This window comes from Microcystis viridis FACHB-1342 (assembly GCF_014698335.1).
Classification (GTDB): domain Bacteria; phylum Cyanobacteriota; class Cyanobacteriia; order Cyanobacteriales; family Microcystaceae; genus Microcystis; species Microcystis ichthyoblabe_A.
Window position 1 is genome coordinate 1 of sequence record NZ_JACJSV010000073.1, and the last position, 24,105, is coordinate 24,105.

General features: G+C 42.9%; 16 protein-coding genes and 2 pseudogenes. 11 read left to right on the plus strand and 7 right to left on the minus strand.

Features of this window, described 5'->3' with window-relative positions; all coding sequences use genetic code 11:
* Together H6G40_RS24020 and H6G40_RS19115 are read left to right on the plus strand one after the other, a co-directional pair.
* A pseudogene (locus H6G40_RS24020) lies at positions 1-161 on the plus strand (GDP-mannose 4,6-dehydratase); the annotation flags it as partial.
* 12 nt (positions 162-173) lie between these two features.
* Complete coding sequence (locus tag H6G40_RS19115; RefSeq protein WP_130757147.1) at positions 174-1,112, plus strand: GDP-L-fucose synthase family protein; 939 nt, start codon at positions 174-176, stop codon at positions 1,110-1,112.
* Between the two features lie 53 nt (positions 1,113-1,165).
* Here H6G40_RS19115 and H6G40_RS19120 read toward each other — a convergent pair whose 3' ends face one another.
* Entirely contained in the window at positions 1,166-1,840 is a 675-nt protein-coding gene (locus tag H6G40_RS19120; protein ID WP_002733841.1) for a hypothetical protein, read from the minus strand.
* 947 nt (positions 1,841-2,787) lie between these two features.
* Between H6G40_RS19120 and H6G40_RS19125 the strand changes: the two genes are divergently transcribed.
* The 8 genes and pseudogenes from H6G40_RS19125 to H6G40_RS23500 form a co-directional block, all read left to right on the plus strand.
* On the plus strand, positions 2,788-4,005 hold the full coding sequence (locus H6G40_RS19125) for a membrane protein (protein ID WP_002733474.1): 1,218 nt from the start codon (positions 2,788-2,790) through the stop codon (positions 4,003-4,005).
* Between the two features lie 60 nt (positions 4,006-4,065).
* A complete protein-coding gene (locus tag H6G40_RS19130) occupies positions 4,066-5,250 on the plus strand; it encodes an ATP-grasp domain-containing protein (RefSeq protein ID WP_002733630.1) in 1,185 nt (394 codons plus the stop codon).
* Positions 5,251-5,418: 168 nt separating this feature from the next.
* Positions 5,419-6,306 (plus strand): succinate--CoA ligase subunit alpha, encoded by an 888-nt coding sequence (locus tag H6G40_RS19135; protein ID WP_042790346.1) that lies wholly within the window; start codon positions 5,419-5,421, stop codon positions 6,304-6,306.
* A gap of 300 nt (positions 6,307-6,606) precedes the next feature.
* Positions 6,607-11,211: a glutamate synthase large subunit gene (gene gltB, locus H6G40_RS19140; RefSeq protein WP_190538146.1), complete on the plus strand. Its 4,605-nt coding sequence runs from the start codon at positions 6,607-6,609 to the stop codon at positions 11,209-11,211.
* A 69-nt stretch (positions 11,212-11,280) separates the two neighbouring features.
* Complete coding sequence (locus H6G40_RS19145; RefSeq protein WP_242028804.1) at positions 11,281-12,849, plus strand: DNA cytosine methyltransferase; 1,569 nt, start codon at positions 11,281-11,283, stop codon at positions 12,847-12,849.
* Complete coding sequence (locus tag H6G40_RS23495; protein ID WP_242028805.1) at positions 12,846-13,469, plus strand: hypothetical protein; 624 nt, start codon at positions 12,846-12,848, stop codon at positions 13,467-13,469. Before H6G40_RS19145 ends, H6G40_RS23495 begins: the two co-directional genes overlap by 4 nt.
* Before the next feature lie 241 nt (positions 13,470-13,710).
* A complete protein-coding gene (locus tag H6G40_RS19150) occupies positions 13,711-13,881 on the plus strand; it encodes a hypothetical protein (RefSeq protein ID WP_002733405.1) in 171 nt (56 codons plus the stop codon).
* 570 nt (positions 13,882-14,451) lie between these two features.
* Positions 14,452-14,583, plus strand: a pseudogene (locus H6G40_RS23500) (IS110 family transposase); the annotation flags it as partial.
* Positions 14,584-14,758: 175 nt separating this feature from the next.
* On the opposite strand, the gene H6G40_RS19160 reads toward H6G40_RS23500, so the two are convergent.
* The 3 genes from H6G40_RS19160 to H6G40_RS19170 all read right to left on the minus strand — a co-directional run bounded on the left by H6G40_RS19160 (position 14,759) and on the right by H6G40_RS19170 (position 16,767).
* Positions 14,759-15,172: a hypothetical protein gene (locus H6G40_RS19160; RefSeq protein ID WP_042790349.1), complete on the minus strand. Its 414-nt coding sequence runs from the start codon at positions 15,170-15,172 to the stop codon at positions 14,759-14,761.
* A 607-nt stretch (positions 15,173-15,779) separates the two neighbouring features.
* Complete coding sequence (locus H6G40_RS19165) at positions 15,780-16,472, minus strand: helix-turn-helix domain-containing protein (protein ID WP_002733431.1); 693 nt, start codon at positions 16,470-16,472, stop codon at positions 15,780-15,782.
* Positions 16,473-16,485: 13 nt separating this feature from the next.
* On the minus strand, positions 16,486-16,767 hold the full coding sequence (locus H6G40_RS19170; protein ID WP_042790352.1) for a ParB N-terminal domain-containing protein: 282 nt from the start codon (positions 16,765-16,767) through the stop codon (positions 16,486-16,488).
* A gap of 115 nt (positions 16,768-16,882) precedes the next feature.
* Here H6G40_RS19170 and H6G40_RS19175 point away from each other — a divergent pair, with 115 nt between their 5' ends.
* On the plus strand, positions 16,883-18,646 hold the full coding sequence (locus H6G40_RS19175; protein ID WP_190538147.1) for an SWIM zinc finger family protein: 1,764 nt from the start codon (positions 16,883-16,885) through the stop codon (positions 18,644-18,646).
* Positions 18,647-19,294: 648 nt separating this feature from the next.
* On the opposite strand, the gene murI is transcribed toward H6G40_RS19175, so the two are convergent.
* The 3 genes from murI to H6G40_RS19190 form a co-directional block, all read right to left on the minus strand.
* Positions 19,295-20,107 carry a glutamate racemase gene (murI, locus tag H6G40_RS19180; RefSeq protein ID WP_002734376.1) on the minus strand — a complete coding sequence of 271 codons (813 nt, stop codon included), beginning with the start codon at positions 20,105-20,107 and terminating at the stop codon, positions 19,295-19,297.
* Between the two features lie 97 nt (positions 20,108-20,204).
* Positions 20,205-22,103: an N-acetylmuramoyl-L-alanine amidase gene (locus H6G40_RS19185; protein WP_190538148.1), complete on the minus strand. Its 1,899-nt coding sequence runs from the start codon at positions 22,101-22,103 to the stop codon at positions 20,205-20,207.
* Positions 22,104-22,490: 387 nt separating this feature from the next.
* The gene (locus H6G40_RS19190; RefSeq protein WP_002734517.1) at positions 22,491-23,879 is read right to left on the minus strand and encodes a cation:proton antiporter; all 1,389 of its coding nucleotides are present in this window, start codon (positions 23,877-23,879) and stop codon (positions 22,491-22,493) included.
* Between the last annotated feature and the right edge of the window lie 226 nt (positions 23,880-24,105).

Consider the following 24,105-nt stretch of genomic DNA (forward strand, 5'->3'; position numbering starts at 1 on the left):
TAGGCTGGCAGCCGTCGGTGACGTTCGAGGGACTGGTAAAATTAATGGTAGATGCGGATTTAGCGGCTTTGGGGATTAATCTTAATAACGGTGGTGATAGCCAACAGTTATTAAAAGAGCTGGCTTATCTTCGCAATCGTTCGATGACAACTGTGGATTAAAGAGGTGAAAATATGCTGAATTTAAGCGAACAAAGAATCGTCGTCACCGGGGGGGCTGGATTTTTAGGTCGGCAAGTAGTTAATCAATTAATTGCAGCGGGGGCAAATCCCGAAAAAATTACAATTCCTCGGTCTAAAGATTGTGATTTAAGAGTTTGGGAAAACTGTCAACGTTTAGCCAACGAAGAAGATTTAATTATCCATTTGGCGGCCCATGTGGGAGGTATCGGTCTTAATCGGGAAAAACCCGCCGAATTATTCTATGATAATTTGATGATGGGAACCCAATTAATTCACGCTGCCTATCTAGCAGGAGTGCAAAAATTTGTCTGTGTGGGGACAATTTGTGCCTATCCAAAATTTACTCCAGTACCTTTCCATGAAGACGATTTATGGTCAGGATATCCCGAAGAAACCAATGCGCCTTATGGTATCGCTAAAAAGGCTTTATTGGTACAATTAGAGTCCTATCGTTTGCAGTATGGTTTCAACGGAATTTATCTTTTACCGGTGAATTTATACGGGCCGGAGGATAATTTTGATCCGGGTAGTTCCCATGTAATTCCTGCTTTAATTCGCAAGGTTTATGAGGCACAACAACGGGGGGATAAACAACTTCCTGTCTGGGGAGATGGTAGTCCAACCCGGGAGTTTCTCTACTCCACCGATGCAGCGCGAGGCATTGTCATGGCCAGTCAATTCTATAATGAATCAGACCCGGTTAATCTTGGTACAAATTATGAGATTTCTATCAAAGATTTAGTGGAATTAATCTGTGATTTAATGGGTTTTGATGGCGAAATTGTTTGGGAAATAGATAAACCGAATGGTCAACCGCGACGCTGTTTAGATACAACCCGCGCTCAGGAAAAATTCGGTTTTGTTGCTCAAATGGAATTTAAAGAAGGTTTGCAAAAAACCATTGAATGGTATCGGCAAAACGCCGCCTAGTCTCGATAGCTGGTGTGTTAGATTAATAACTAACACACCAGATTTTTTTAAGCTTACTGACCGGTAAAATCAGAACGAAGGGTTAATTTTAAATCTTCCTTGGGGTTAATTGACAATAATTCCACCGATTCTCCTCGTAATAACCAACCGGCTAATACTTCTAATCCTCCTCCTCGTATAATCTCGCTAACCGGTTGGTCAGAAGTAAAGGAAGCGAGGACAGAAGCGGCGGATTTTCCTAATACTGCACCCTGAATAATTTTATCGGGGTTAACTCCTTTAATTAGTCTTTCTAGACGGGTGAAAACTGCCGAAATAGCATCAATAGATTTTTCTTGGGGTTGACGGGTTTTTAAAAAGATTTTTTGGGATAGAAAACGGGAACCTTGACCGTCAGGTTTAATTTCTCCGATAATCTGACTACCATCGGGAATAATTGTCTGTCCTTGGGAGTTTTTAATATTATCGGTTACGGTCAGAGATAAAGAAAAAGTTTCCTGTTTGGTTAAAAGAATTTTTTCCCCTTGCTCGTATTTTACAGGGATATCTGTGCCAGCAGGAATTAATCGATCATTCCCCAAAGGAATCGGTTTAATCTGGTTAATCGGGGCGAATTGACGTGCGATCGCAGGAGTCAAGGAAAGGGAGACCACAACGAAAGAAGCACTTAAAAGCATTGTTAATAGGGTCAGAGGATGATGACGACCCTGCTTTTGAAAATTTAGCATCTTACCCTTGAGTTTCCTAGTGGGAGCGAGTTAAAGATAGAGACGAAAGCGGAAAAAAGTTTGTTTCCAAGCAAGAAAATGTGGGAAAAAGGAGAATTTTAGCAAAAAAATGACTGAGATTTTCGAGTAATTGCCAGTTATTAGTTTATTTGGTCTATTGGAACGCCAAAACTCTTGATTTGTCCGCAGTTCTTAGTTTGGCACGGTTAATGGAGAACAAGAACTATTTATGATAGGATTATAGGTTCAATCCTATCAAAAAAAATCACCCGATCGAATTAGAATCTGTGAAAAAATGTAACAATTGTGACAAAAAACTGAAGAAACCTCTGATCGGGTTGCCACCGATCCCAAACTCAGGACAAGGGGTCATCTAAACCTGGCCCCACAGAAACGGCACACCTTCGCTTTCGGTTGAATTAACTCAGCACAATGAGGACAAGGAACCCTATCCCTGTCCTGTGATCGAACAGAAACAGTTCTCTCGCTATTCCAAGTCACGATCAACCCAAAAAGAGCCACTAGCACCCCAACTGCTGGATTAAAGGCCATCATTACAAACCCAAAAATCAGCATACTCAAACCAATAAATTTATCCATAAGCTCCTCTTGTAGATAACCTTGCTCATAAACCCGAACCACCCCCAATGCCTATGAGCCAAATCACACATCGGCCACCCTACCTCAGAAAGATGAGAAATAAGCCAACTAAAGATAGAAATAGAGAGAGTGAAAGATTGCTAGACTCACAGAGGTGGGTAGCTAAAAAAGTCTCGCCTCTAACCCCATAATGACACAATTAACTTTAAGTTTTGCGATCGAGTAAGCCAAAAATATTCTCCCCCATCACCCGCGAACCGGATGCTGTTGCTAAAATAATCTTCATAGGGGAGAGCGCGGGAAGTTTCCAAATATCATCTTTTTTGTCCTGTACTTAGGAGTAGATTATGTTTACTAAACTTAATAATTTGTGGAATCAGTTTTTCAGGAGATCAAGAAGGATTAATGATAAACCATTAAATAAAGTAAGTTTATTGGTAATAATAATTGTTGATATTTTCATCTTAGTTAATGTTTTTACAGGATTAGATGATATTAGTAGGTGGCATTTAAGCCCCCAACAAGTATATCCTTGTTACAGCGCATGGCAAAGTTACAAGAAAAATAATAGTCCAGATAGAGATTATGATTTAATTACAACTTTTTTAGTTGATTATAAAAATAATTATCAAGATGAAGAAATAGGACATTTAGGTAAAGTTTCTCCAATTTGTTTGCAATATGCTGATATTAAAAATAAGTTAAATAATAAAGAAAATAAAACTTTATTAAGTAAAATACAAACAAAACAAGATAATATTAATATACTAGAAAATAATAATAGAATTATTAGAAGTCAATATGATTCTACCCTATTAGAGAAAATTGCTGGACAGTCTGCCAACAATTCGATAAACTGGGTAAAAGCGGAAGAGGCAAAACAGAAACTAGAGGAAAATAATAAAAAAATATCAAAAATCAAAGAAGAAATTGTTAAGCTAAAAAATGAACTACTACAAAAACCATCGAGTCAAAATTTACTTGCTTTCATGAGAAATGAAAGTAAATTTAATGATGTGGAAGCTGGTTATAAAAATGCGTCTTTTTGGTATCCTAGCATTCAATTAGGTTTTCAGGTTTTATTTTTAGCACCATTAATAATTATTGCGTTATTAGTGAATCAGTATGCCCAAAGTCGCGGCTATGGTTTAATAGCGTTAATTAGTTGGCATTTATTAGTTATTTTCTTCATTCCTTTAATTTTCAAAGCTTTTGAATTTTTGCAAATTGGTATTATTGCACAATTCATTTTTGATATTATCGGTTCTATCTTTGGAGGTTTAGTATTTTTAGTTCAATATGTTTATATTCTGTTAATTCCTTTGTTCGGTTTTGCTGTTATTAAATTTTTGCAAAAGTTTGTTTTTAATACCAAGTCTCAAGCAGCAAAACGAGTACAAAAATCACAATGTATTAACTGCGCTAAAACGATTAAAAATCAAGATGCTCATTGTCCCCATTGCGGTTATTATCAATATGTAGAATGTCATCATTGCCATGAGTTAACTTATAAAAATTTACCTTATTGTTATCATTGTGGTACTGCACAAACTTATGATAGTTAATAGTCCCCAAGCTACCGAAACGAGCAAAGAGAGAACCGCCACTTTATCAACTAATCAATTATGGATTTACTCGAATACCAAGCCAAGGAAATATTTGCTCAAGTCGGCATCCCCATTTTACCTTCCCAACCAATCCACGAACCGGGGGGACTAAAAAGATTAAACATTCCCTATCCGGTCGTGCTAAAGTCCCAGGTACGAGCGGGAGGACGGGGAAAAGCAGGAGGAGTAAAATTTGTCGCTAATACCATTGATGCGATCGCGGCTGCCCATGCTATCTTTCATTTACCGATCGCCGGAGAATATCCAGAGGTAATCCTAGCAGAAGCCAGGTATAATCCGCAACAGGAGATATTTTTAGCCATTTTACTCGATTATCATCTGCAAAGACCGGTTTTACTCGGTGCGAGTCAAGGGGGGATGGATGTGGACAGTTTACTGGCAACCATGCAAAAAGTGGTCATTGAAGAGAGATTTTCCCCCTATCTCTGTCGGCAATTAGCCGTATCTATGGGTTTAAGAGGGTCTTTGATCGAGTCTATCAGTCAAATTCTCGAAAAAATGTATAGTCTCTTTGTCAGCAAAGATCTCGATATCATCGAGATTAATCCCTTGGGTATCAACGAAACTGGGGAAGTGATGGCCCTAGATGGCAAAATAAGTGTTAATGATGCCGCTTTAGCTAGACATCTCGATCTTCTGGCCCTGACCCCACCCCAATTACAATCCCCTTGGTCGATAATTGATCAAACTGGCCAAATAGCCGTGATCAGTAATGGCCAGGGTTTGATGTCCACTGTCTGGGATGCCTTGGCAGGCAAAGGGGCAAAACTAGCAGCCTGGCTTATACTGGAGGAAAGACTAGAATTAGAGCAATTAAACGAGCAAATAGAGGCCGGTCTGCAACAATTCCAACTATTGGCCGATTTAAAAGTGGTTATCGTTGATATTGTCAGTTATCCCGACTTTGGCCAAAAAGCGATCGAGACTATTAGCAATTACTACCGCAGTTATAGCCCATTATCACCCAGCCGGGGCAGTGGTGAACGAATGATCCGGGCCACCCGACAGGAAAGACAAACCTTGGAACCCCGATCTTTTCTCAATCCCACCCTACCACAAATAATTTTTCGCGTCCTAGCTGACAGCAAAGCGATCGATCTCAGTCAGAGTTTAGCTGATGTTAACTTTCATTGGTTAGAGTCTTTAGAAGAGGTGGTCACTGCAGCCATTAAATTAGCCTAGAATCAGTGATCAGTTATCAGTTATCAGATGTGAGTTTTCAGTTCACAAGGGACGAATCTAAAACCTTTGACTCTTGCCTTCAGAAGCGGATTACTGTTCACTGATTACTGTTTACTGATCACTGATTATTGTTTACTGATTACTGAAACAACTCCCAACACTTAATATATGAAATGGACAGATAAAGATCAGATAATTATGCAAGGGATCGATCGACCCCTAGGCAAGTATTATGCGGCAAGATTGAAAACCCAGGGAACCTGTTTAGTAGCGGGGGTGGCTAGTGGCCAAGGTGGTGAGATAATCGCAGAGATACCAGTGTTTGATCTAGTGGCCGAGGCCGTTGCTGAAGCAGGGGAAATCAAGACCAGTTTAATTTTAGTCCCCCCCAATCAAGTCCTAGATGCGGCCTTAGAAGCGATCGCAGCAGCAATCCCCCAATTAATTATCGTCACCCCCGGAGTTCCCCCCTTGGATCTGGTGGAATTATTAAAGATAGCTAGTACCACCGGAACATTAATTCTCGGTCCCGGCAGCCAGGGTGTGATTATTCCCAATTATCTTTGGTTGGGTATTTGTGAACCGAATTTTTATCAATCGGGGACAATCGGTCTGATCACCCGCGGCGATCGCATAGGGGATGAAGTGGCGAAAACTTTAACAGCAGCCGGGTATGGTGAATCTATGGCGGTAAATTTGGGGACTGACGGCATTATTGGCTCCAATTTGTCCCAATGGTTGCAGGTTTTTGAGGAAGATGACAATACCGAGGCAATTCTCCTCGTCAGTCAGGTGGGGGGAAAGGCCGAAATCGAGGCAGCCAAATATATTGCCTCGGCAATTGAAAAACCAGTGATTGCCTATCTTGTCGGGTTAAATGCAGCGATTGAAACCAATTTCGGCGATACAGAAACAATTATTTCTAACCAACTTTCCTACTCTGTTGCCGCTAAGAATACCAGAAAAGATAGCTTACGTCATTTTCAAGAAGCTGGGGTGACAGTGGTAGAAAAATTAGCCGATTTACCTGCCTCTTTAGCTAAAGTCTTGTCCTGAATTTGACCCCATTGCTCCAATAATATTTATAATCAGACAATATTCTGTCAAAATAAGCACCTAACAGGATGTTTCACCCCATCCAGGGGATTTTCGATGACAATTCCTGAGAGCTACTATATCATGGTAGATCACCTGTGATTCCTCAGACCGGCCAAGATAAAGACGGCAACAGGCAAAAATTAGGAAAAATCAGCGACAATCGAAACGGCAAGATCAAAAAAAATTCTATTCTAGATTGACCCTTTCAGCAGACCAACTATCCCACCCTTCTAGACAACGACCCTAAGGATAACTTCTATGGCGCAACAAAATAACCTAAAAACCGACAATATACACCAAATCGATCCCTATTGGGGTCCCCCATGGCTCGTAGAGGAACGGGACGCTTGCGGAGTCGGTTTTATTGCCGATGTGCGCGGTTCCGGCAGCCATCAACTAATTGAACAGGCCCTTTTAGCCTTAGGTTGTTTGGAACACCGGGGAGGCTGCAGCGCCGATCAGGATTCCGGGGACGGTTCTGGTATGATGACCGCTATCCCCAGAGATGTCCTCGCTCCTTGGTTCGCCGAAAATGGCTTAAATATGCCAGAATCTGAGCGACTAGGGGTGGGTATGGTCTTTCTTCCCCAAGCGGCCCAAGAACGAGCCGAGGCTAAAGCACATATCGAAGAAATTGTCAATAAATATAATATTAAGATTTTAGGTTGGCGCACTGTTCCCGTCCGTCCCGAAGTCCTCGGAAGACAAGCAAGGGAAAATCAACCCTACGTCGAGCAAATTCTGGTTACTTCCCCCGATTTAGCTGGTTCTCAATTCGATCGCCTACTCTATATTGCCCGTTCTGAAGTCGGTAAGCAACTGGCCGATGATTTCTATTTCTGTTCCTTTTCCTGTCGCACCATTGTCTATAAAGGGATGGTACGGGGCGAAATCCTGCGAGAATTCTATCTAGACCTGCAAAATCCCGCCTATAGCAGTCAATTTGCCATTTATCACCGACGTTTTAGCACCAATACCCAACCGAAATGGCCTCTCGCTCAACCGATGCGCTTATTGGGTCATAACGGCGAAATTAACACCCTTTTGGGCAATATTAACTGGATGTCGGCCCGGGAACCCGCTTTAGAAACCCAAGGTTGGACCCACGAAGAATTACAATCCCTGACCCCCATTGTTAACCCCGCTAACAGCGACTCCTATAACCTCGATAGCGCCCTAGAATTATTGGTGAGAACCGGTCGCAGTCCCCTAGAAGCGGCTATGATCCTAGTGCCGGAGGCCTACAATAATCAGCCGGATTTACAGAATTATCCCGAAATTATCGACTTCTACGAATACTATAGCGGTTTACAGGAACCCTGGGACGGTCCGGCTTTACTGGTCTTCAGTGACGGGGGAATCGTCGGCGCTTGTTTAGATCGCAACGGTTTGCGACCGGCCCGTTATAGCATTACTAACAACGGTTATATCGTCGTTTCCTCGGAAGCGGGAACTATTCCCCTCGATGAAACCACCATTATGGAAAAAGGTCGTCTCGGCCCTGGTCAAATGATCGCAGTTGACCTAGAAAAAGGCGAAATTAAGCGTAATTGGCCGATTAAACAGGAAATTGCCCGCTCTAATCCCTACGGTGCATGGGTGAAATCCCAACGCACCTTGATTGACAAAGAAACAGCGATAGACATTCCCACCCCTAGTAATCTCCTTCCCCTGCAAACCGCTTTCGGTTATACTGCCGAAGATGTGGATATGATTATCGTCCCCATGGCAGAACAGGGAAAAGAACCGACTTTCTGTATGGGTGATGACACTCCCCTAGCAGTCCTCTCCAGTAAACCCCATCTTCTCTACGATTACTTTAAACAACGTTTTGCCCAAGTTACTAACCCCCCCATCGATCCTTTACGCGAAAGTTTAGTCATGTCCTTGACTATGTATCTAGGACGACGGGGCAATATCCTTAAATTAGGGGTTGATGACGCACATTTACTGAAATTAGACTCTCCTCTGCTCAATAATGCGGAATTAGTCAAAGTTAAAACCTCTAGCTACAAAACAGCCGAACTTTCTACCCTTTATGATCTGACCACCGGACCGCAGGGATTAGAAACCGCGATCGCTAATTTGTGCGCTGAGGCCGCCAAGAAAGTAGCATCGGGAGCAGAAATTTTAATTCTCAGTGACAGAACTGCTCCTATTGACGAAAAAACTAGCTATATTCCCCCCTTATTAGCTGTTGGTGCCGTCCATCATCACCTGATTCGCTCACACTTGCGTTTAAAAGCTTCGATCGTTATCGACACGGCCCAATGTTGGAGTACCCATCACTTCGCTTGTCTAATTGGTTATGGCGCTTCCGCAGTCTGTCCCTATCTGGCCCTAGAAACGATCGCCCAGTGGTGGATCGAGCCAAAAACTCAGAAATTGATGGAAAACGGCAAATTAGAAGCTATTAGCCTCGAAAAAGCCCTAATTAATTACCGCAAATCCGTAGAAGCAGGATTACTGAAAATCCTCTCGAAAATGGGTATTTCTCTCCTATCTTCCTACCATGGGGCGCAAATTTTCGAGGCGATCGGATTATCGGCAGATTTAGTTAAACTAGCTTTTAACGGTACTACCAGTCGCGTCGGGGGTTTAAGCATTGCGGAAGTGGCCCAAGAAGCGATCGCATTCCACAGTAAAGCTTTCCCCAATCTTACCGCTAAAAAACTAGAAAACTACGGTTTTGTCAACTACCGTCCAGGGGGAGAATACCACATGAATTCCCCGGAAATGGCGAAAGCACTCCATAAAGCCGTGGCCGCTCACTCCCAAGGTGAAGGATACGACCATTACGAAACCTATCGTCAAATATTGCAGCAAAGACCCGTTACTGCATTGCGCGATCTATTAGAATTTAACAGCGATCGAGCTTCAATTGCCATCGAAGAAGTAGAATCGATCGAAAGTATCCTGCAACGCTTCTGCACAGGGGGAATGTCCCTCGGTGCCTTGGGCCGGGAAGCACACGAAACCCTAGCGATCGCCATGAATCGCATCGGAGGTAAGTCCAATTCCGGAGAAGGGGGAGAAGATCCGATCCGTTACACCAGCTTAAACGATGTGGATGTAGAAGGACATTCCGTGACTATGCCCCATCTAAACGGCTTAAAAAACGGTGATACGGCTAATTCTGCCATTAAACAGATAGCTTCGGGTCGTTTTGGAGTCACTCCCGAATACTTAATGAGTGGAAAACAGCTAGAGATTAAAATGGCCCAGGGAGCAAAACCGGGAGAAGGAGGTCAATTACCCGGGAAAAAAGTCAGTTCCTATATTGCCATGTTACGGCGATCGAAACCGGGAGTAACTTTGATTTCTCCCCCTCCTCACCACGATATCTACTCGATCGAAGATTTAGCACAATTAATCTACGATTTACACCAAATTAACCCCCGGGCCAAAGTTTCCGTCAAATTAGTGGCCGAGATCGGTATCGGCACAATTGCGGCCGGAGTTGCCAAAGCTAACGCTGATATTATCCAGATTTCCGGTCACGATGGTGGTACAGGTGCATCACCCCTAAGTTCGATCAAACACGCGGGTAGTCCCTGGGAATTGGGAGTGACGGAAGTGCATCGGATGTTAATGGAAAATCAACTGCGTCATCGGGTGATTTTGCGCGCAGATGGAGGACTAAAAACCGGTTGGGATATCCTCATGGCTGCTCTGATGGGTGCGGAGGAATTCGGTTTTGGTTCCATTTCCATGATTGCCGAGGGGTGCATCATGGCCCGCGTCTGTCACACGAATAATTGCCCTGTGGGAGTCGCTACCCAGCAGGAACGTCTGCGAGCTCGTTTTCCAGGAATTCCCGCTCATGTGGTCAATTTCTTTACTTTGGTGGCCGAGGAAACGCGGCAATTATTAGCGAAATTAGGCTATCACAGTTTAAATGAGGTGATTGGCCGGGCAGATCTGTTAAAAGTGCGCTCCGATGCTCGTTTAACTAAGACAGAATCCCTCAATCTCGATTGTTTGTTGAATTTACCCGATGGCCGTAGCGATCGCTCTTGGTTGCAGCACGAGGAAGTACATAGTAACGGTGCTGTCCTCGATGACGATATTCTAGCCGATAGCGAGATTAAACAGGCGATCGAGCAACAGGGAACCGTCAGCAAAACCTACAGGATTGTCAATACCGATCGCTCCGTCGGGGCGAGAATTGCGGGGGTAATTGCCCAAAAATACGGGAATGACGGCTTTGAAGGCGAAATTAAGCTCAATTTCCAGGGTGCGGCCGGTCAAAGTTTCGGAGCATTTAATTTACCCGGTGTCAATCTCCATTTAGAGGGAGAAGCTAACGATTATGTGGGTAAAGGCATCTACGGCGGCGAAATTGTCATCTTACCTCCCCAAAACGCCAATTATCAGCCTGAAGATAACGCTATTATCGGTAATACCTGTCTCTACGGGGCCACCGGTGGGGTATTATACGTTAATGGTCGCGCTGGTGAACGCTTTGCTGTTCGCAATTCCACTGCGAAAGCGGTTATCGAAGGGGCCGGGGATCACCTCTGTGAATATATGACCGGTGGGGTAATTGTCGTGCTTGGTTCCGTCGGTCGCAACGTCGGCGCCGGGATGACGGGAGGATTAGCTTATATTCTTGATCCGTCCCTACCGGAGAAACTTAACCCCGAAATTGTCAAGATTCAACGGGTTGCCACGGCTGCCGGTGCGGAACAGTTAAAATCTTTAATTGAGGCCCATGTAGAACGCACTAATAGCCCCAAAGGTAAGTTAATTTTAGCTAATTGGGATAGCTATCTCGGTCAATTCTGGCAAGTGGTCCCTCCCTCGGAAGCGGATAGTCCCGAAGCGCAAATTAGCGCGGAGAAAACCTTAACTTCGGTGTAATTTCCTCGGGGTGCGTTAACCAAGAGTAACGCACCCATTGATTAATTTCTTTGATGTCATAATTTGGCAATGACAAACGAAAAACTCAGATTTATCGATCTTTTTGCTGGTATTGGAGGATTTAGATTAGCTTTCGAGAGCGTTGGTTATGACTGTGTATATTCTTGTGAAATAGACGAAAACTGTCAAAAAGTATATTTCAATAATTTTCAAGAAATTCCCGATCAAGATATTAGAAAAATTGCTATCCACGACCTCCCTGATTTTGAAGTGTTGACAGCAGGATTTCCCTGTCAACCCTTTAGCATTTCTGGAAAACGAGCTGGATTTAGAGATACAAGGGGAACTCTATTTTTTCACATCTGCGAAATAGTAGAATTAAAAAAGCCGAAAATAATTCTTCTGGAAAATGTTAAACACCTAATTCACCTCGACAAAGGCAAAAACTTAGATATTATTTTGCATTCTTTGGAAGAACTGGGTTATTTAGTTGATTATAAGCTCTTAAATGCCAAGAATTTTGGTGTGCCGCAAAATCGAGAAAGAATTATTATTATTGCTACCCAAAATAAAAAATTTAATTTCAACTCATTAAAATATACTTCACCAATACCTAAGTTACGCGATTTTCTGTCTCCTCAAGGCAATTTTGAATACTTAGATAAAAAAGAATATACTCTCATTGATAATCCTACCTTACAACCATCAGGATTAATTTTTGTCGGTTATCGCAATAAAACTATCTGGAAAAAAGGTATCAGACCAAATACAGAACATTTATCCCGGGTTCATCATCAACCTAACCGAATTTATTCGATCGATGGAGTACATCCTACTATACCATCTCAGGAAACATCTGGACGTTTTTTTATTTATATACCCGAACAAGATCAGGTGCGTAAATTAACTATCCAAGAATGCTATCGACTGATGAAGTTCCCCGATAGCTTTCAAATTCATCCTAACTTAGCTGAGTCTTATAAACAGGTGGGTAATTCGGTTTGTATTCCCATGATTCAAGAGTTGGCTATTGCCATTAAGAAACATATTTTTGAAAACAATTCTAGAGTATCCTTAAAGGAGTTTTCTTTTTCTCGTCAGAATATTCAATTGGAAATTATCGGATTAGATTTTATGAACCATAAAGAAAAGTTATTAGACATTTATGACCAATCCTTAAATTTAGATGATCGGCAACCACTGCCCCCTCAACTCTATCAAAACTATATCCAACAAATTGCTACTAATTGCTCAAAAGAAAAAGGAGTTTATACGGTTTTAATAACTTTATTAGTTCATAAAATTCTCTATCCTAATCAAGATATTAGATACCATCAAACTAATTTACCTGGAGGATTTTCAGGAAGAACTATTGATACTCAGTATATTACTCCCACCTTGAAACAATTGGGATTACCAGCTATGGCAGAAAGTGACTGGCTAACTCGTTCTTTAGAACAACCCTTTCCCTATACTTTAGATTATCAAGGTAAAATTAGTAATCAAAAAACCAAAGATGCTTTTCTGGGTTTAATTAATTTTATTGAAACTAATCCTCAACAAGCTGAAGTTATTTTAAGGCTTTTACTTCATCAAGTTAATCAGATTATCCAGACCCAAAAGATTAAAAAATTTTGAAGATAGATAATCCTGAACCTTTTGATATCAACACTTTGAGCAGTTGCCTAGAAAATCATTTTAGTTTCAATTATCAAACTCGCGGAGCTTCCAAATTACCTGTTTTAGCACTATATGCAATTTATCAAAGGTTAATTATAGAAGTAGAAAGATACAAATCCTGCACATTAAAACCTCTAGGCAGTCACACAGCTTCTGATTTAACTTCTGGTAGTGCAGGAGATATTGAGATTTTTGATAAAAATAAACAATTAGTAGAAGTTATTGAAATTAAGCATGGTAAGTACATTGATTTACAAATTCTCCGAATTGCCAAAGATAAAATTATTAAATTTAATCCGAGAAGATATTATATCCTATCATCGTTTGATGTTAAACCCACAGAAGTGGAGTTAATCATGTCTGAGATTCAAACTATCAAAAACAATCATGGTTGTCAAATAATTACCAATGGTATTATACCGACAATTAAATATTATCTGAGACTGATATCATCTCCAGAAGAATTTGTCAATAGCTATTCCCATCTGATTGAAATAGATTCGGAATTACAAACTATTCATAAATTAAAATGGAACGAAATTTTATCTAATCTTATTTCTCCAATTGAACAAATCTAAACTAGCGAGCTATACTATGGCCAAAATATACCATCGCTGGTGACAGCCTTTCTTAAGATGAAGTGTAACCTAATTTGGTATCGACGACCGACACCCCACAATCTGTCCCCACAAAAAACTTTTTCGGCCAACCCTATCTAGACTACACTTTTTAAGTAGCTAGACACAATTAATTACACATACTTTTGCCTTTTGCCTATCCTAACCAAGAAGTTAATTTTTTCCTATTACTTTATTACTCATGAATCCCCTCGTCAATTATTTTCGCAACCTGCACGAAATCCACTCCTCCCAAGCAGCAGTAAAAGAAACCTCCTACTACGGCACTCTCGAAACTCTCCTCAACGAAATCGGTAAAACCCTAAAACCGCGAGTTGGGTTTCATGCTTCAACCGTTCGGACCTCGGTGTGAGACTTCGGCGTGAGACTTCGGCGTGAGCTCAGTAGTTCGACAGGCTCACGCTCACTAACACGAACGCTCGGTCGAACGCTGAGCTCACGGCCGAAGCCCAACCTTGTATATTGAGAGAAGTGGTAGACCGTCCCAACCTTGGTCGGAAAAGACCGCTTCGTAGCAAGAGTCAATAATCTCCCTGACAAAACTCGAACAGTCGCCGGGGTCGTCGCAAAAACAATCAATTGTTAAGCTAACAGACCGTATCGAGCAAGGATGAGTAAAATCAAGGGGATGCTCTCGAAAAGAACCATTAATCCCGCCAATTTCTCAGGTTTAATCATGGAAAATATCTCTCAATGGGTAGGCATTGACATTAGTAAAGCGACCCTAGATGTTTACCTCCGTCCGCTCGGTAAGGCGATGAAAGTTGCTAACACAAAGGAGGACATATCTAAACTGATCGAGACCCTAAAATCTTACACGCTCAACCTCATCCTCATCGTTCTGGAAGCGACAGGAGGTTTAGAAACTGAACTGGTGATTCAATTACAAGCAGCGGGTTTACCCGGAGCCTTAATCAATCGCTTAGTTGGACGCGGTAAATCAAAAAAACTGGCTCTGACTGCTTGTGTGCGAAAAATCTTAGTCATTCTTAATGCAATGGTTCGCCAAAATCAGCCTTGGCAGCTTGCTGACAATTTGCAACCTTGTTCCTAGAGATTCACGATCTTTGTTATCTCTAATAAAGGGTTGCGCTTGCTTTGGTTTAACCTGAGCAGCTTAGCTTTTGCTGCGCTTTTTTCCAGCTTGAGATTTTGAGTTTTACGGAAACTGCTTGAGTTTTTTTGAATTACCCCTTGACAATCAAGACAGTCACTACTAGATTGGCTACTTAACATCTTCTGAAAGCAATAGAGTCTCCTACTTGAATTAATTCATATTTTGATATTACCTTCAGTGTTACTTTACTTCCATCCTTCCATTGAATCACAACGTATCCGTCATCAATAATCCATTCACCAGAGGAGTAATGTGGTTCAACAGGTCTGATTACAACCGGAGTGATCTTAACGACACTCTCTCTACTATAACTACCTCCTGGTTCCAGTTTGTACGTTTCTTTCCAATAGGAAGAACCACCGTTAGCATAACTTGTAAATTGGCTTCTTTCCCAACAACCAGATATATCAGACTCGACTACACCCGTATTTTTAGAATCCGATTCATTTTTATTGCTAGGTTCTGCGGAACAGCCTACTAACAACAGTAAACCAATTGCAATTAATTGTGAAATTTTGATGAACATAATAGACCTCTTGCATAAATCCGAAAACAAACGATAGAAACAATAATGGGAGGGACTTTCAGTTAATTATTTATTAGTAGTTGATAATCTTCAAAAATGTTGCTGTACAAGGATCGACTTAAGACTTTTGCAAGAGGTCTAATCATCATTGGATTACCTACAAAATTCGAGTGTAGCTTGTAGGGTGCGCTCTTCGTTAGCGTAACGCACCAATCCCAGTTAGAAACCCAACATTCTTAACGACATTAGTGTAGTTGGGTTTCGCTTAAGCGTCGCTAATAGTAGTATCCTAACATCGGCAACAGATAAACCTCCGTCAACGATCTGTAACCATTGCTGGCGAACAGAATTTCGTTGGACAGGATCAGTAATGTGTTCAAAACAGTTATCATAGGGCGTTGACATATTTTTTTCTCCGAATCACTCATAATCTCATTTTAACCGTTCAGGGGGCGGTTATCAAGCCGCCATTAGTTTTGTAATGGGGATTTATGCCCCGCTCCAAAAACTTTTCGTCTTAAGGCGAGGTTTTAGACTAGATTTTTTCGATAAAAGCAGACCACGGGGGAATTTTTCACAGCACTAAAGCTCTGCAAGAATTATCACTTTAAGCGGTGACATTTTCTGTTTCTACTGGTTGAATTTCTGGCATTTCTACTTTAATTAAACTCACTTTAGCACGATAAAGTAGTTTTTCCCCATGACGATAGCCCCGATAACGCACTAGAACAGGTGTACCTGTTTCCGCTTGACCATCGATCAATTGATGGATTTGCGGATCATAACCAACATGATCACCGACACTGTCAATTGGTTGCACTCCCCAGCGCTCCAGTAACTGCATAATCGGTTTAACTAGGGAGAGGATTTTGACGGCTGCTAGGTCGGGATTTTTGCGGGCAACGGCCTCGGCCGTGGGCCATTGAACTAACCAAGATTCGATCGCTTCGATGCTTTGACGTTGAAATTCTGCGGCTAATTCTTCTTTTTGCTGGTCTAATTTTTGCTGTAAATTTTGATACTCTTGTTCGAGAATTTTTAATTCCCCTGAATGATCCTCTGGCCCCATCGTCGGGATTTGAAAATGAGCGAGGAGATCGCTAACTGGCAGCTGCAGCCCATTAGCTAATTTAACCAAAGATTCAGAGGATAATTTAGCGATTAAACCATGGCAAACTCTCTGCAATTGCCAAGAAGATAGACCCGATAACTGACTCAATTCTTCCAGATTTTGACAGCCAATTTCTGCCATTAACTGCTCTAATTTTTGCCGATGATATTTATATAAGGACTCATTCATGGGACTTCTCAGCTTAAGCGATGTGTTTAGCTAAAACGGATTTAGGAGCGCGACGAACTCGACAGAGAATCGTTTCTTTACCGAGACGCTGATGAGCTGCAAAGCGATGGCAACCAGAAAACCCGTAGTAGTTACCATCCACCTCCAAAACATCGATCGGTTCTCGTAATCCCTCCTCAGCGATCGATTGCATCAACTGATTAACTTTTTCGGGATCGGTTTGTCGCGGTAAAGGACGACGAATTTGGGACAGAGGAATATTTTTAATTTCCATAGCGTCTTCACTATAGCACATTTAGGCTAAACTGTAGATAAGTTAACTCGGTTGCTGATGCAGTGGTCTGGCTCCCTACTGGCAGTTTTCTGGCCACAGACAAGATTCTATCACCCAATCCTCTCCTTTTCTGACTATGACTATTCCTCCTATCAATGAAAAGATTATCCGGCAAAATAGCACCAATGCTTCCTATCAGCGCGGTCAATATTATTACGATAGCGGTGCAGTTATTTCTCTTTGGCAACGGGGGCAAAATCTACAAGCTTTAGTGAGTGGTAGTGAGGTTAAACCCTATCGAGTTGCCATAGATTTTAACCAAGAAAATCTTGAGAATGTCTCCTGTTCCTGTCCCTACGATTATGAGGGTTGGTGTAAGCATATTGTGGCGGTTTTATTAACCTGTTCTCGTCAACCAGAATTAATTATTAAAAAAGCCTCTCTAGAGGAGTTATTGACACCGATCGATGAAAGTAAATTAAGAAAATTGCTTAATCATTTAGTGGCTAAACACCCAGAAGTTATCGAGACAATTGATCAGTTTTTAGTGCCAGCTACCCCACTTAATAAAGCGGTAGGGAAGATAACTGTTAATGTCAAAGCTTATCGTAATACTGTCCGTAATGAACTGCGGCAATCCCTACGAGCGATCGAGGAAGATTACTACGAAGAAGATCCAATTTCTAAGGAAATTTATGCCCTAGTGGATGAGGCCAAAGATTATTATCAAAAGGGAGAACTGGATAACGCGATCGCTATTTTAGAAGCAATTATTAGCGCCTGTATCGAGGAATGGGATGATTTAGAAGATTACGGTGCTGTTAATGATGATTTAAGTGCTAGAATCGATCGAGTTCTAACGGCAGCAATTTTAAGCAAAGAATTTAATCCCCAAGAAAAGCAAGATTTAAGGGAAAAAATCGAGCAATGGCAGCATGAATGGAGTGCCGATTTTGAGATGAGTTTAGCAGCCTTACAACAGGGATGGGACGATCCAGTTTTAGAGAAGATTTTACGGGGAGAATCGGCTAATTTTTCAGAAATGTGGTCAGGAAATATCCCCTATTATGCCCAAGCATTAACTTCTATTCGCTTAGAAATTTTCGAGCAACAGGAAAAAGATCAGGAGTATTTGAATCTAGCTTTAGCTTCAGTACAAGTGGTAGAATACCTAACTAAGTTAGTCTATCTTGATCGCATTGAGGAAGCGATGGCAGCGGCAAAAAATATGATAACTAAAAACGATGAAGCCTTCTTTTTTGCCAAAGCTTTACGCGATGAATCCGCACCAGAATCCGCTCTCATAATTGCCAGGGGTGGTCTAAATTTCCCTGGAAATTATTATTATCAATTAGCTCTCTGGACAAGTGAACTAGCGCAATCTTTAGGGGATATAGATACAGCTTTAGCTGCTAGAATTAAGGCATTTCAAGACCAACCTTCCTTTTCCCATTACCAAAAAATTGAGTCTTTAGCGGGGGAAGATTGGCCCGATTTAAAACTAGACTTGTTAGATTACTTGCGCGAGTTTAGCGGTGGACGTTCCACAGAGGCTAAAATCGATATATTTCTCCACGAAAATTTAGTTAGAGATGCAATTAAAGTCGTTTCTGATAATTCCTATGTGCAGTCTCACCTAATTTGGCGGATAATGGATGCGGCTGCTACCGTCGATCCTGACTGGGTGATCGATCACGCTCGTCCTCCTGCGGAAAAGATAATGGACGAAAAAAAGGCAGATCGCTACGAAGAAGCGATTAAATGGCTGAAAAAAGCTCGTAATGCCTTTTATATGTCGGGAAGACGGGAAGAATGGCAAACTTATCGGGAAAGTTTAATTAAGGAACACGGACGCAAATCAAAATTTATGGGGTTATTCAAATATCAGGATTTACAATAATTTAAGCTTGTAGCCGTCAGTTATCGGCTACAAGGAGGCTATTTTTAGCTTGTAGAGTGGGAATTTGTCCTCAGCTTAAGTCTAGTGATGTTTCGACGCAAATTCTTTTATGCTACAAATTGAAGTGCGGAATGTAGGTTGTAGTAAGTAGTCATGCAAAATAAATTTCCTAGTGAAGACAGGCAAGAGGCAAGAGGCAAAAGCTTGATCGAAATGTGTAATTAATTTTGCTTAGGTACTTATCTTCTCGACTATAGCAGTTTTCATCAGAATGAGGTATGGGCAAGGAGCTTAAACCCTTTGTTGGCAAAACTTGTCGATACCTCAGTAACGTGAAAAGCGCTATCCTTTATCGGGAAATTTCAAATCTGCCTTGGCTATTACAAAAATTCATATTTATGTCTTGTGAACCTGCTACAGCTAAACGCAATGTTAGTTACTGGTCAGTTGTTTCTGGTACTATCGTCACCTCCATCATATTGTCCTTCTGCCCCTTCACGTTAATCTTCCTCATCGTCCCAGAATAAGACGATTGCACCTCACCCAACCCTTTGATACTAAATCCGTTGAGTATAGGATACATATCAGGACAGGCAAAAGGCAGCTGATAACTGCTCACTGATAACTGCTCACTGAAAAGGCTAACGGTTATAAAACGGGGACGGGTAAATAAACCTTTTCTACCGTAGGAGAAAAACCTAGCCATTGACGAGATAAACGAGCAAAAGTGTCAGGATCACCGCTAACTGCGAAGTTAGTAGGTAGGGATGTTTCGGGATTTTTGAGACCTAATAATTCTAGTTCTTTTTCCGCCGCTCGGACAACGGCAGCTGCGGGATCTACCAAGCGCACGGAACTAGGTAAAAGACGACGTAAAACTGGGGAAAGATGACGATAATGGGTACAACCATAGACCAGAGTATCAATATTTTCCGCCAGTAAAGGCTGAAGATATTCCCTAGCCACTTGTGTGGTATAGGGGTCAAAAATGCGGTTAGCCTCGATCAAAGGGACAAACTCAGGACAAGGAATTTGCCAAACTTGGGCAGTAGGATCGATTTCTTGAATTGCTTGTTTATAGGCATTACTTTTAGCCGTAGCCGGGGTAGAAATCACCCCTATGCGCTTTCCTTGTTTAACGGCAGTTTTGGCACCGGGTAAAATTACCCCCAAAATTGGTAAATCTTTAAATTCGGCCCGTACTTCTTCTAAAGCCAAGGCGGAACTGGTATTACAGGCCATAATCACCATTTTCACCCGGTGCTCGCCCATCCAAGTGAGAATTTCCCGGACAAATTCGATAATTTCCCCTTTAGAACGGGTTCCGTAGGGAAGTCTAGCGGTATCAGCAAAATAGAGAATCGATTCTTGGGGCAGTTGTCGATACAACTCCCTTAAAACGGTCAGTCCACCCACACCACTATCAAACACACCAATCGGACTAAATTGTGATTCTCTCATAGATATCGAGGAAAACGCTGATCTAAAGTAGCTTTATTTGATGATATTAAAACACGGATTTTTTGATTGGTAAACTAATGCTCCAATGATTTAATCATTAACGGAGATTTCGTTGAATATATTCAATAATCCCTCCTGCGATCGCCGCCGCCATTTGTCGTTGAAAGTTGGCATTGGCTAATTTAGCAGCATCCTCAGCGCCAGTAACGAAACCCACTTCCACGAGGGTAGAGGGCATTCTGGAGGTTCTCAGCACATAGAAACGGGCCCGACGCACCCCTCGATCGCGCATATCGACACTACGGACAATATTGCGATGGATGGTGTCCGACAAACGGCGATCACCGAAGTAGTACACCTCTAGGCCGTTGACATCCGGTCGTGCTTTCCCCATAGAGTTAGCATGGATACTGACAAATAGATCGGCATCGATCTGGTTAGCCAGGTCCGTGCGACCTTGCAGGGTGACAAAAAAGTCGCTATCCCTAGTTAGACGCACATCGATGCCCTGTTGTTGCAGAATGCGGGTAACTTCTAGGGAAATGGGCAGAATTACGTTTTTTTCCTGAAGGCCACCAATTCCGATCGCCCCCGGATCCTTACCACCGTGGCCCGGATCGATCACCACCAGAAAGCGGCCATTGCGTTGTTGGGGGGGATTAGGAGTGGGGTCAGAGGGGCGCGGCGGTGGGTTAAATTGCCCCGTATCTGGGGGTAAAGGGACAGGTATAGTGGTGGAGTCAGGAACCTGAGAAACGGGGCCAGAATTGCGGGAGGAAAGCAATTCTAGGACTAGGGTTTGACCTTCCGACTGATTGAGGCGACCGAATTGAAATCCTGCCGCGGTCTGTACCAAAATCAGCACCTTATTGACACTTTCCTGACGTACCCGTAATTGATAGATGGGACTAGAGCGACCAAAGCGCGGACCGCGAAAAGACTCGGCTAACTTAGCATTTTCGATGCGTAGTTCATAGACCCCATCCCGGTTAACACTGCCGTTAGCTTTCAGGGGTGAATCCCCACGAATTAACAGGCGATCGTTATTACCCGCCAGATCGATCGAGGAGATCGTCGCCAAACGATTGCTAGAAGGGGGATTATTGGCAGTTTTCGGGGGGGGATTATTGGGACGAGGATTGGGATTGGTCGCTCTAGTGGGGGGAGGTGAGGAGATATTATCCACGGCACCCAGACCGCCCCTAGGCAGTAAAACCAAGCCACCAAAACGACTATAGAGAGCTTGCCAATCGGGACTATCTCTATTAACACTTAGGGAAATCTTGGCCCGTTGATTGGCAGTCTGACTGAATTGAATATCACCGACCCCATAGCGATTGACGGGGATAGTTTGACCGGTGAGACTGCTGGGTAAAGTGGCCCCGGGTAATTCAAATTCGATTTTTTTGCCGTCCCGGCTGCGTTGACTGCGAATCGATCGCTCATCACCATTCTGCTCTAAACGGACAAAAAGACCATTGCGAGTGACTTGAAAATCATCGTTGTTGTCCGTCTGGCTAACTGGAGGTGGGGGAGTGGGACGGGTGGAACCGCGATCGGGGGGAGGTGTGGGGTCAGGGGTAACGGGTGGTTGCGTTTCCTCCCGAATCGGTTGGGGTTCTGGCAATTCCACTGTCCATTGGGTGGGCGAAATTCCGCGAATTTTTACCTGTTGAGGATCGACAGTGTAGCCGGGGGCCAATTCAATCACTAAACGGGTAGTTTCCGCATCAAATTGACCGATACGGACACTTCTGACGATATTGCCAATGGGCCGGTTAATATTGGGTTGCCCTAACTTGATCCCGGGCAGATCGATCACGATCCTGGTGGGGTTAGTGATCATTTGCGCTCGCGGTTGCACTCGATTGTCGGTAGTGAACACCAGACGATTCTCATTGGTGTCGAATCGCCAAAAGACGAGCTTGCCAGCCCAAGCAGGGGCCGCCACCAGCAACCAAGTTAATGCGCTTAGGAATAACCAATGAAATCTCACGATCGATGCTCCCGTTGCTCAGTTATCAATTACCTTTTTTCGGTAAAAATGGACTATTTTGTTGATTTTTTGCCATCCATAGCTCCGTTAATGCTCTGAGAATAACTATCAATAAAAACAAGCTTATGGGACGTTGGCATGGTCTGCTATGTTTCTGATCAGTTATCAGTCATCAGTCATCAGTTATCAGCTTCTGAAGGTAAGAGGCAAGAGGCTCCAAAAAAGAATCTGGCAATTCTCCTACCTAAAAATAAGGTTAGAAACTAAGTACATCAAAGCTTTTAGCTTAACAAATTAGGATTTGGATTCGGCCCTTGTTATCAATGAAAAGACGGCACTGTTAGTGCCACTTAATACTGCTCACTTAACACTACCACTGGTAACTGCTCACTGCTCACTGATCACTGATTGAGGGCTGGCGGTAGGTTCTTTAAATACTAACCTTAACAGGGGCGGAGCGATAAAGGTAGTCAAGATCACCATCATAATAATCGCCGCGTCGGTAGCGGGGGATAAGGCACCACTAGCAGCCCCGACTCCAGCAAAGACTAAACCCACTTCACCCCTGGGAATCATGCCAACTCCGATCGCCAAGCGATTGAGTTTTTCCTTGCTGAAAACGGCTAACCCCGTCACCACTTTACCCAAAATCGCGACGACAATTAGGAAAGCGGCCAAGACTAATCCTTCTCGATTGCTGGGAATAGTGGGATTAAGCACACTTAAATCGGTTTTTGCCCCCACACAGACGAAAAATATCGGTACAAATAAATCGGCGATCGGGAACACTTGTTCTGCCAATTCCGATCGCTTTTCCGTTTCCCCTAAGACTAGGCCGGCAGCAAAGGAACCGAGAATCGCTTCTAATTGGATAACTTGGGCAATATAGGCAAGAATAAAGGCGAAAATTAGGGAAACTAAGAGCAATTGTCCCCTAGTTTTCATTCTATTAACTAATTGAACGTAAAAGGGGCTTAAAAAACGACCGATCAGGATCGCCCCGATCACAAAAGTGCTAGAACTAATAACTAGATAAATTACCTTGCTAATCTGCACTTCTCCAGTCTTCACCAAAGAAGCAACGACAGCGAGGACGATAATACCGAGAATATCATCGAGAACCGCTGCCCCGATGATAATTTGACCTTCTTTCGCCGATAACTGCCCTATTTCTGCTAAAACCTTGGCGGTAATGCCGATACTGGTAGCGGTTAGAGCTGCCCCGGCAAAAATAGCGGGAATGGTGGCCAGATGGAAAATGTAGATTAAACCCAAAGTACCCACCAAAAAGGGAACCGCAACCCCCACCACTGCCACAGCAGCTGCCTGGGGACCGACGCGAATTAATTCCTGCAAGTCTGACTCTAAACCAATCTCGAACAGCAGGATAATTACCCCCAATTCCGAGAGGACGGAAATCACCTCACTGGCAGCACTAAAAACGGCGGGAGATTGCTCCGGGGTGAGGGATGAGGTGGATTCTAGGAAATGAATGAGGAGAGAATCCTCGAATCCCGCTCCTCCTTCTGGAAAAACCAGTAATTTTAGGGCAGAAACTCCGATAATCACGCCACCGACTAATTCTCCTAACACGGGAGGCAAGTTGAATCGGACGCATATTTCCCCCCCCAGTTTACAGGCGAAATAAATAACGGTCAAACTCAGCAGCACGCAGGCTAAAACTAAGGCACTATCGGCAGTTTCGGCCGTAGCTGCCGAGGCTAACAGGGTAAGATTAGGACTCCAAGCGGAAGAAAGGAAAGGCTGTAGTATCATCGCTCGCTCAAAATTACTCCCAATACTCTAACAAGCTGGCGGCCTATTCAGTGATTCCCTATTAAACTTTGCCCCTTGTCCAACTTCTACGAGGGTTCAGCCGTGGCCGGGTGAGGATCAGATAAGGGACTTCCAAAAAATAAACTATTCATTCTCAAGAATAATAATCATTCTCGGAGTGTGGGAGGTAGGGATCGATGGTTGCCCCCTCCTTCCAATTTTGTAG

Bases quoted from the DNA above. Each gene is read 5' to 3' on its own strand.
- H6G40_RS19145 (WP_242028804.1), top strand. From the start codon at position 11,281: ATGACAAACGAAAAACTCAGATTTATCGATCTTTTTGCTGGTATTGGA.
- H6G40_RS19135 (WP_042790346.1), top strand. From the start codon at position 5,419: ATGAAATGGACAGATAAAGATCAGATAATTATGCAAGGGATCGATCGA.
- H6G40_RS19130 (WP_002733630.1), top strand. From the start codon at position 4,066: ATGGATTTACTCGAATACCAAGCCAAGGAAATATTTGCTCAAGTCGGC.
- H6G40_RS19150 (WP_002733405.1), top strand. From the start codon at position 13,711: ATGAATCCCCTCGTCAATTATTTTCGCAACCTGCACGAAATCCACTCC.
- murI (WP_002734376.1), bottom strand. From the start codon at position 20,107: ATGAGAGAATCACAATTTAGTCCGATTGGTGTGTTTGATAGTGGTGTG.
- H6G40_RS19165 (WP_002733431.1), bottom strand. From the start codon at position 16,472: ATGAATGAGTCCTTATATAAATATCATCGGCAAAAATTAGAGCAGTTA.
- H6G40_RS19160 (WP_042790349.1), bottom strand. From the start codon at position 15,172: ATGTTCATCAAAATTTCACAATTAATTGCAATTGGTTTACTGTTGTTA.
- H6G40_RS19175 (WP_190538147.1), top strand. From the start codon at position 16,883: ATGACTATTCCTCCTATCAATGAAAAGATTATCCGGCAAAATAGCACC.
- gltB (WP_190538146.1), top strand. From the start codon at position 6,607: ATGGCGCAACAAAATAACCTAAAAACCGACAATATACACCAAATCGAT.
- H6G40_RS19115 (WP_130757147.1), top strand. From the start codon at position 174: ATGCTGAATTTAAGCGAACAAAGAATCGTCGTCACCGGGGGGGCTGGA.
- H6G40_RS19170 (WP_042790352.1), bottom strand. From the start codon at position 16,767: ATGTGCTATAGTGAAGACGCTATGGAAATTAAAAATATTCCTCTGTCC.
- H6G40_RS19120 (WP_002733841.1), bottom strand. From the start codon at position 1,840: ATGCTAAATTTTCAAAAGCAGGGTCGTCATCATCCTCTGACCCTATTA.
- H6G40_RS19125 (WP_002733474.1), top strand. From the start codon at position 2,788: ATGTTTACTAAACTTAATAATTTGTGGAATCAGTTTTTCAGGAGATCA.
- H6G40_RS19190 (WP_002734517.1), bottom strand. From the start codon at position 23,879: ATGATACTACAGCCTTTCCTTTCTTCCGCTTGGAGTCCTAATCTTACC.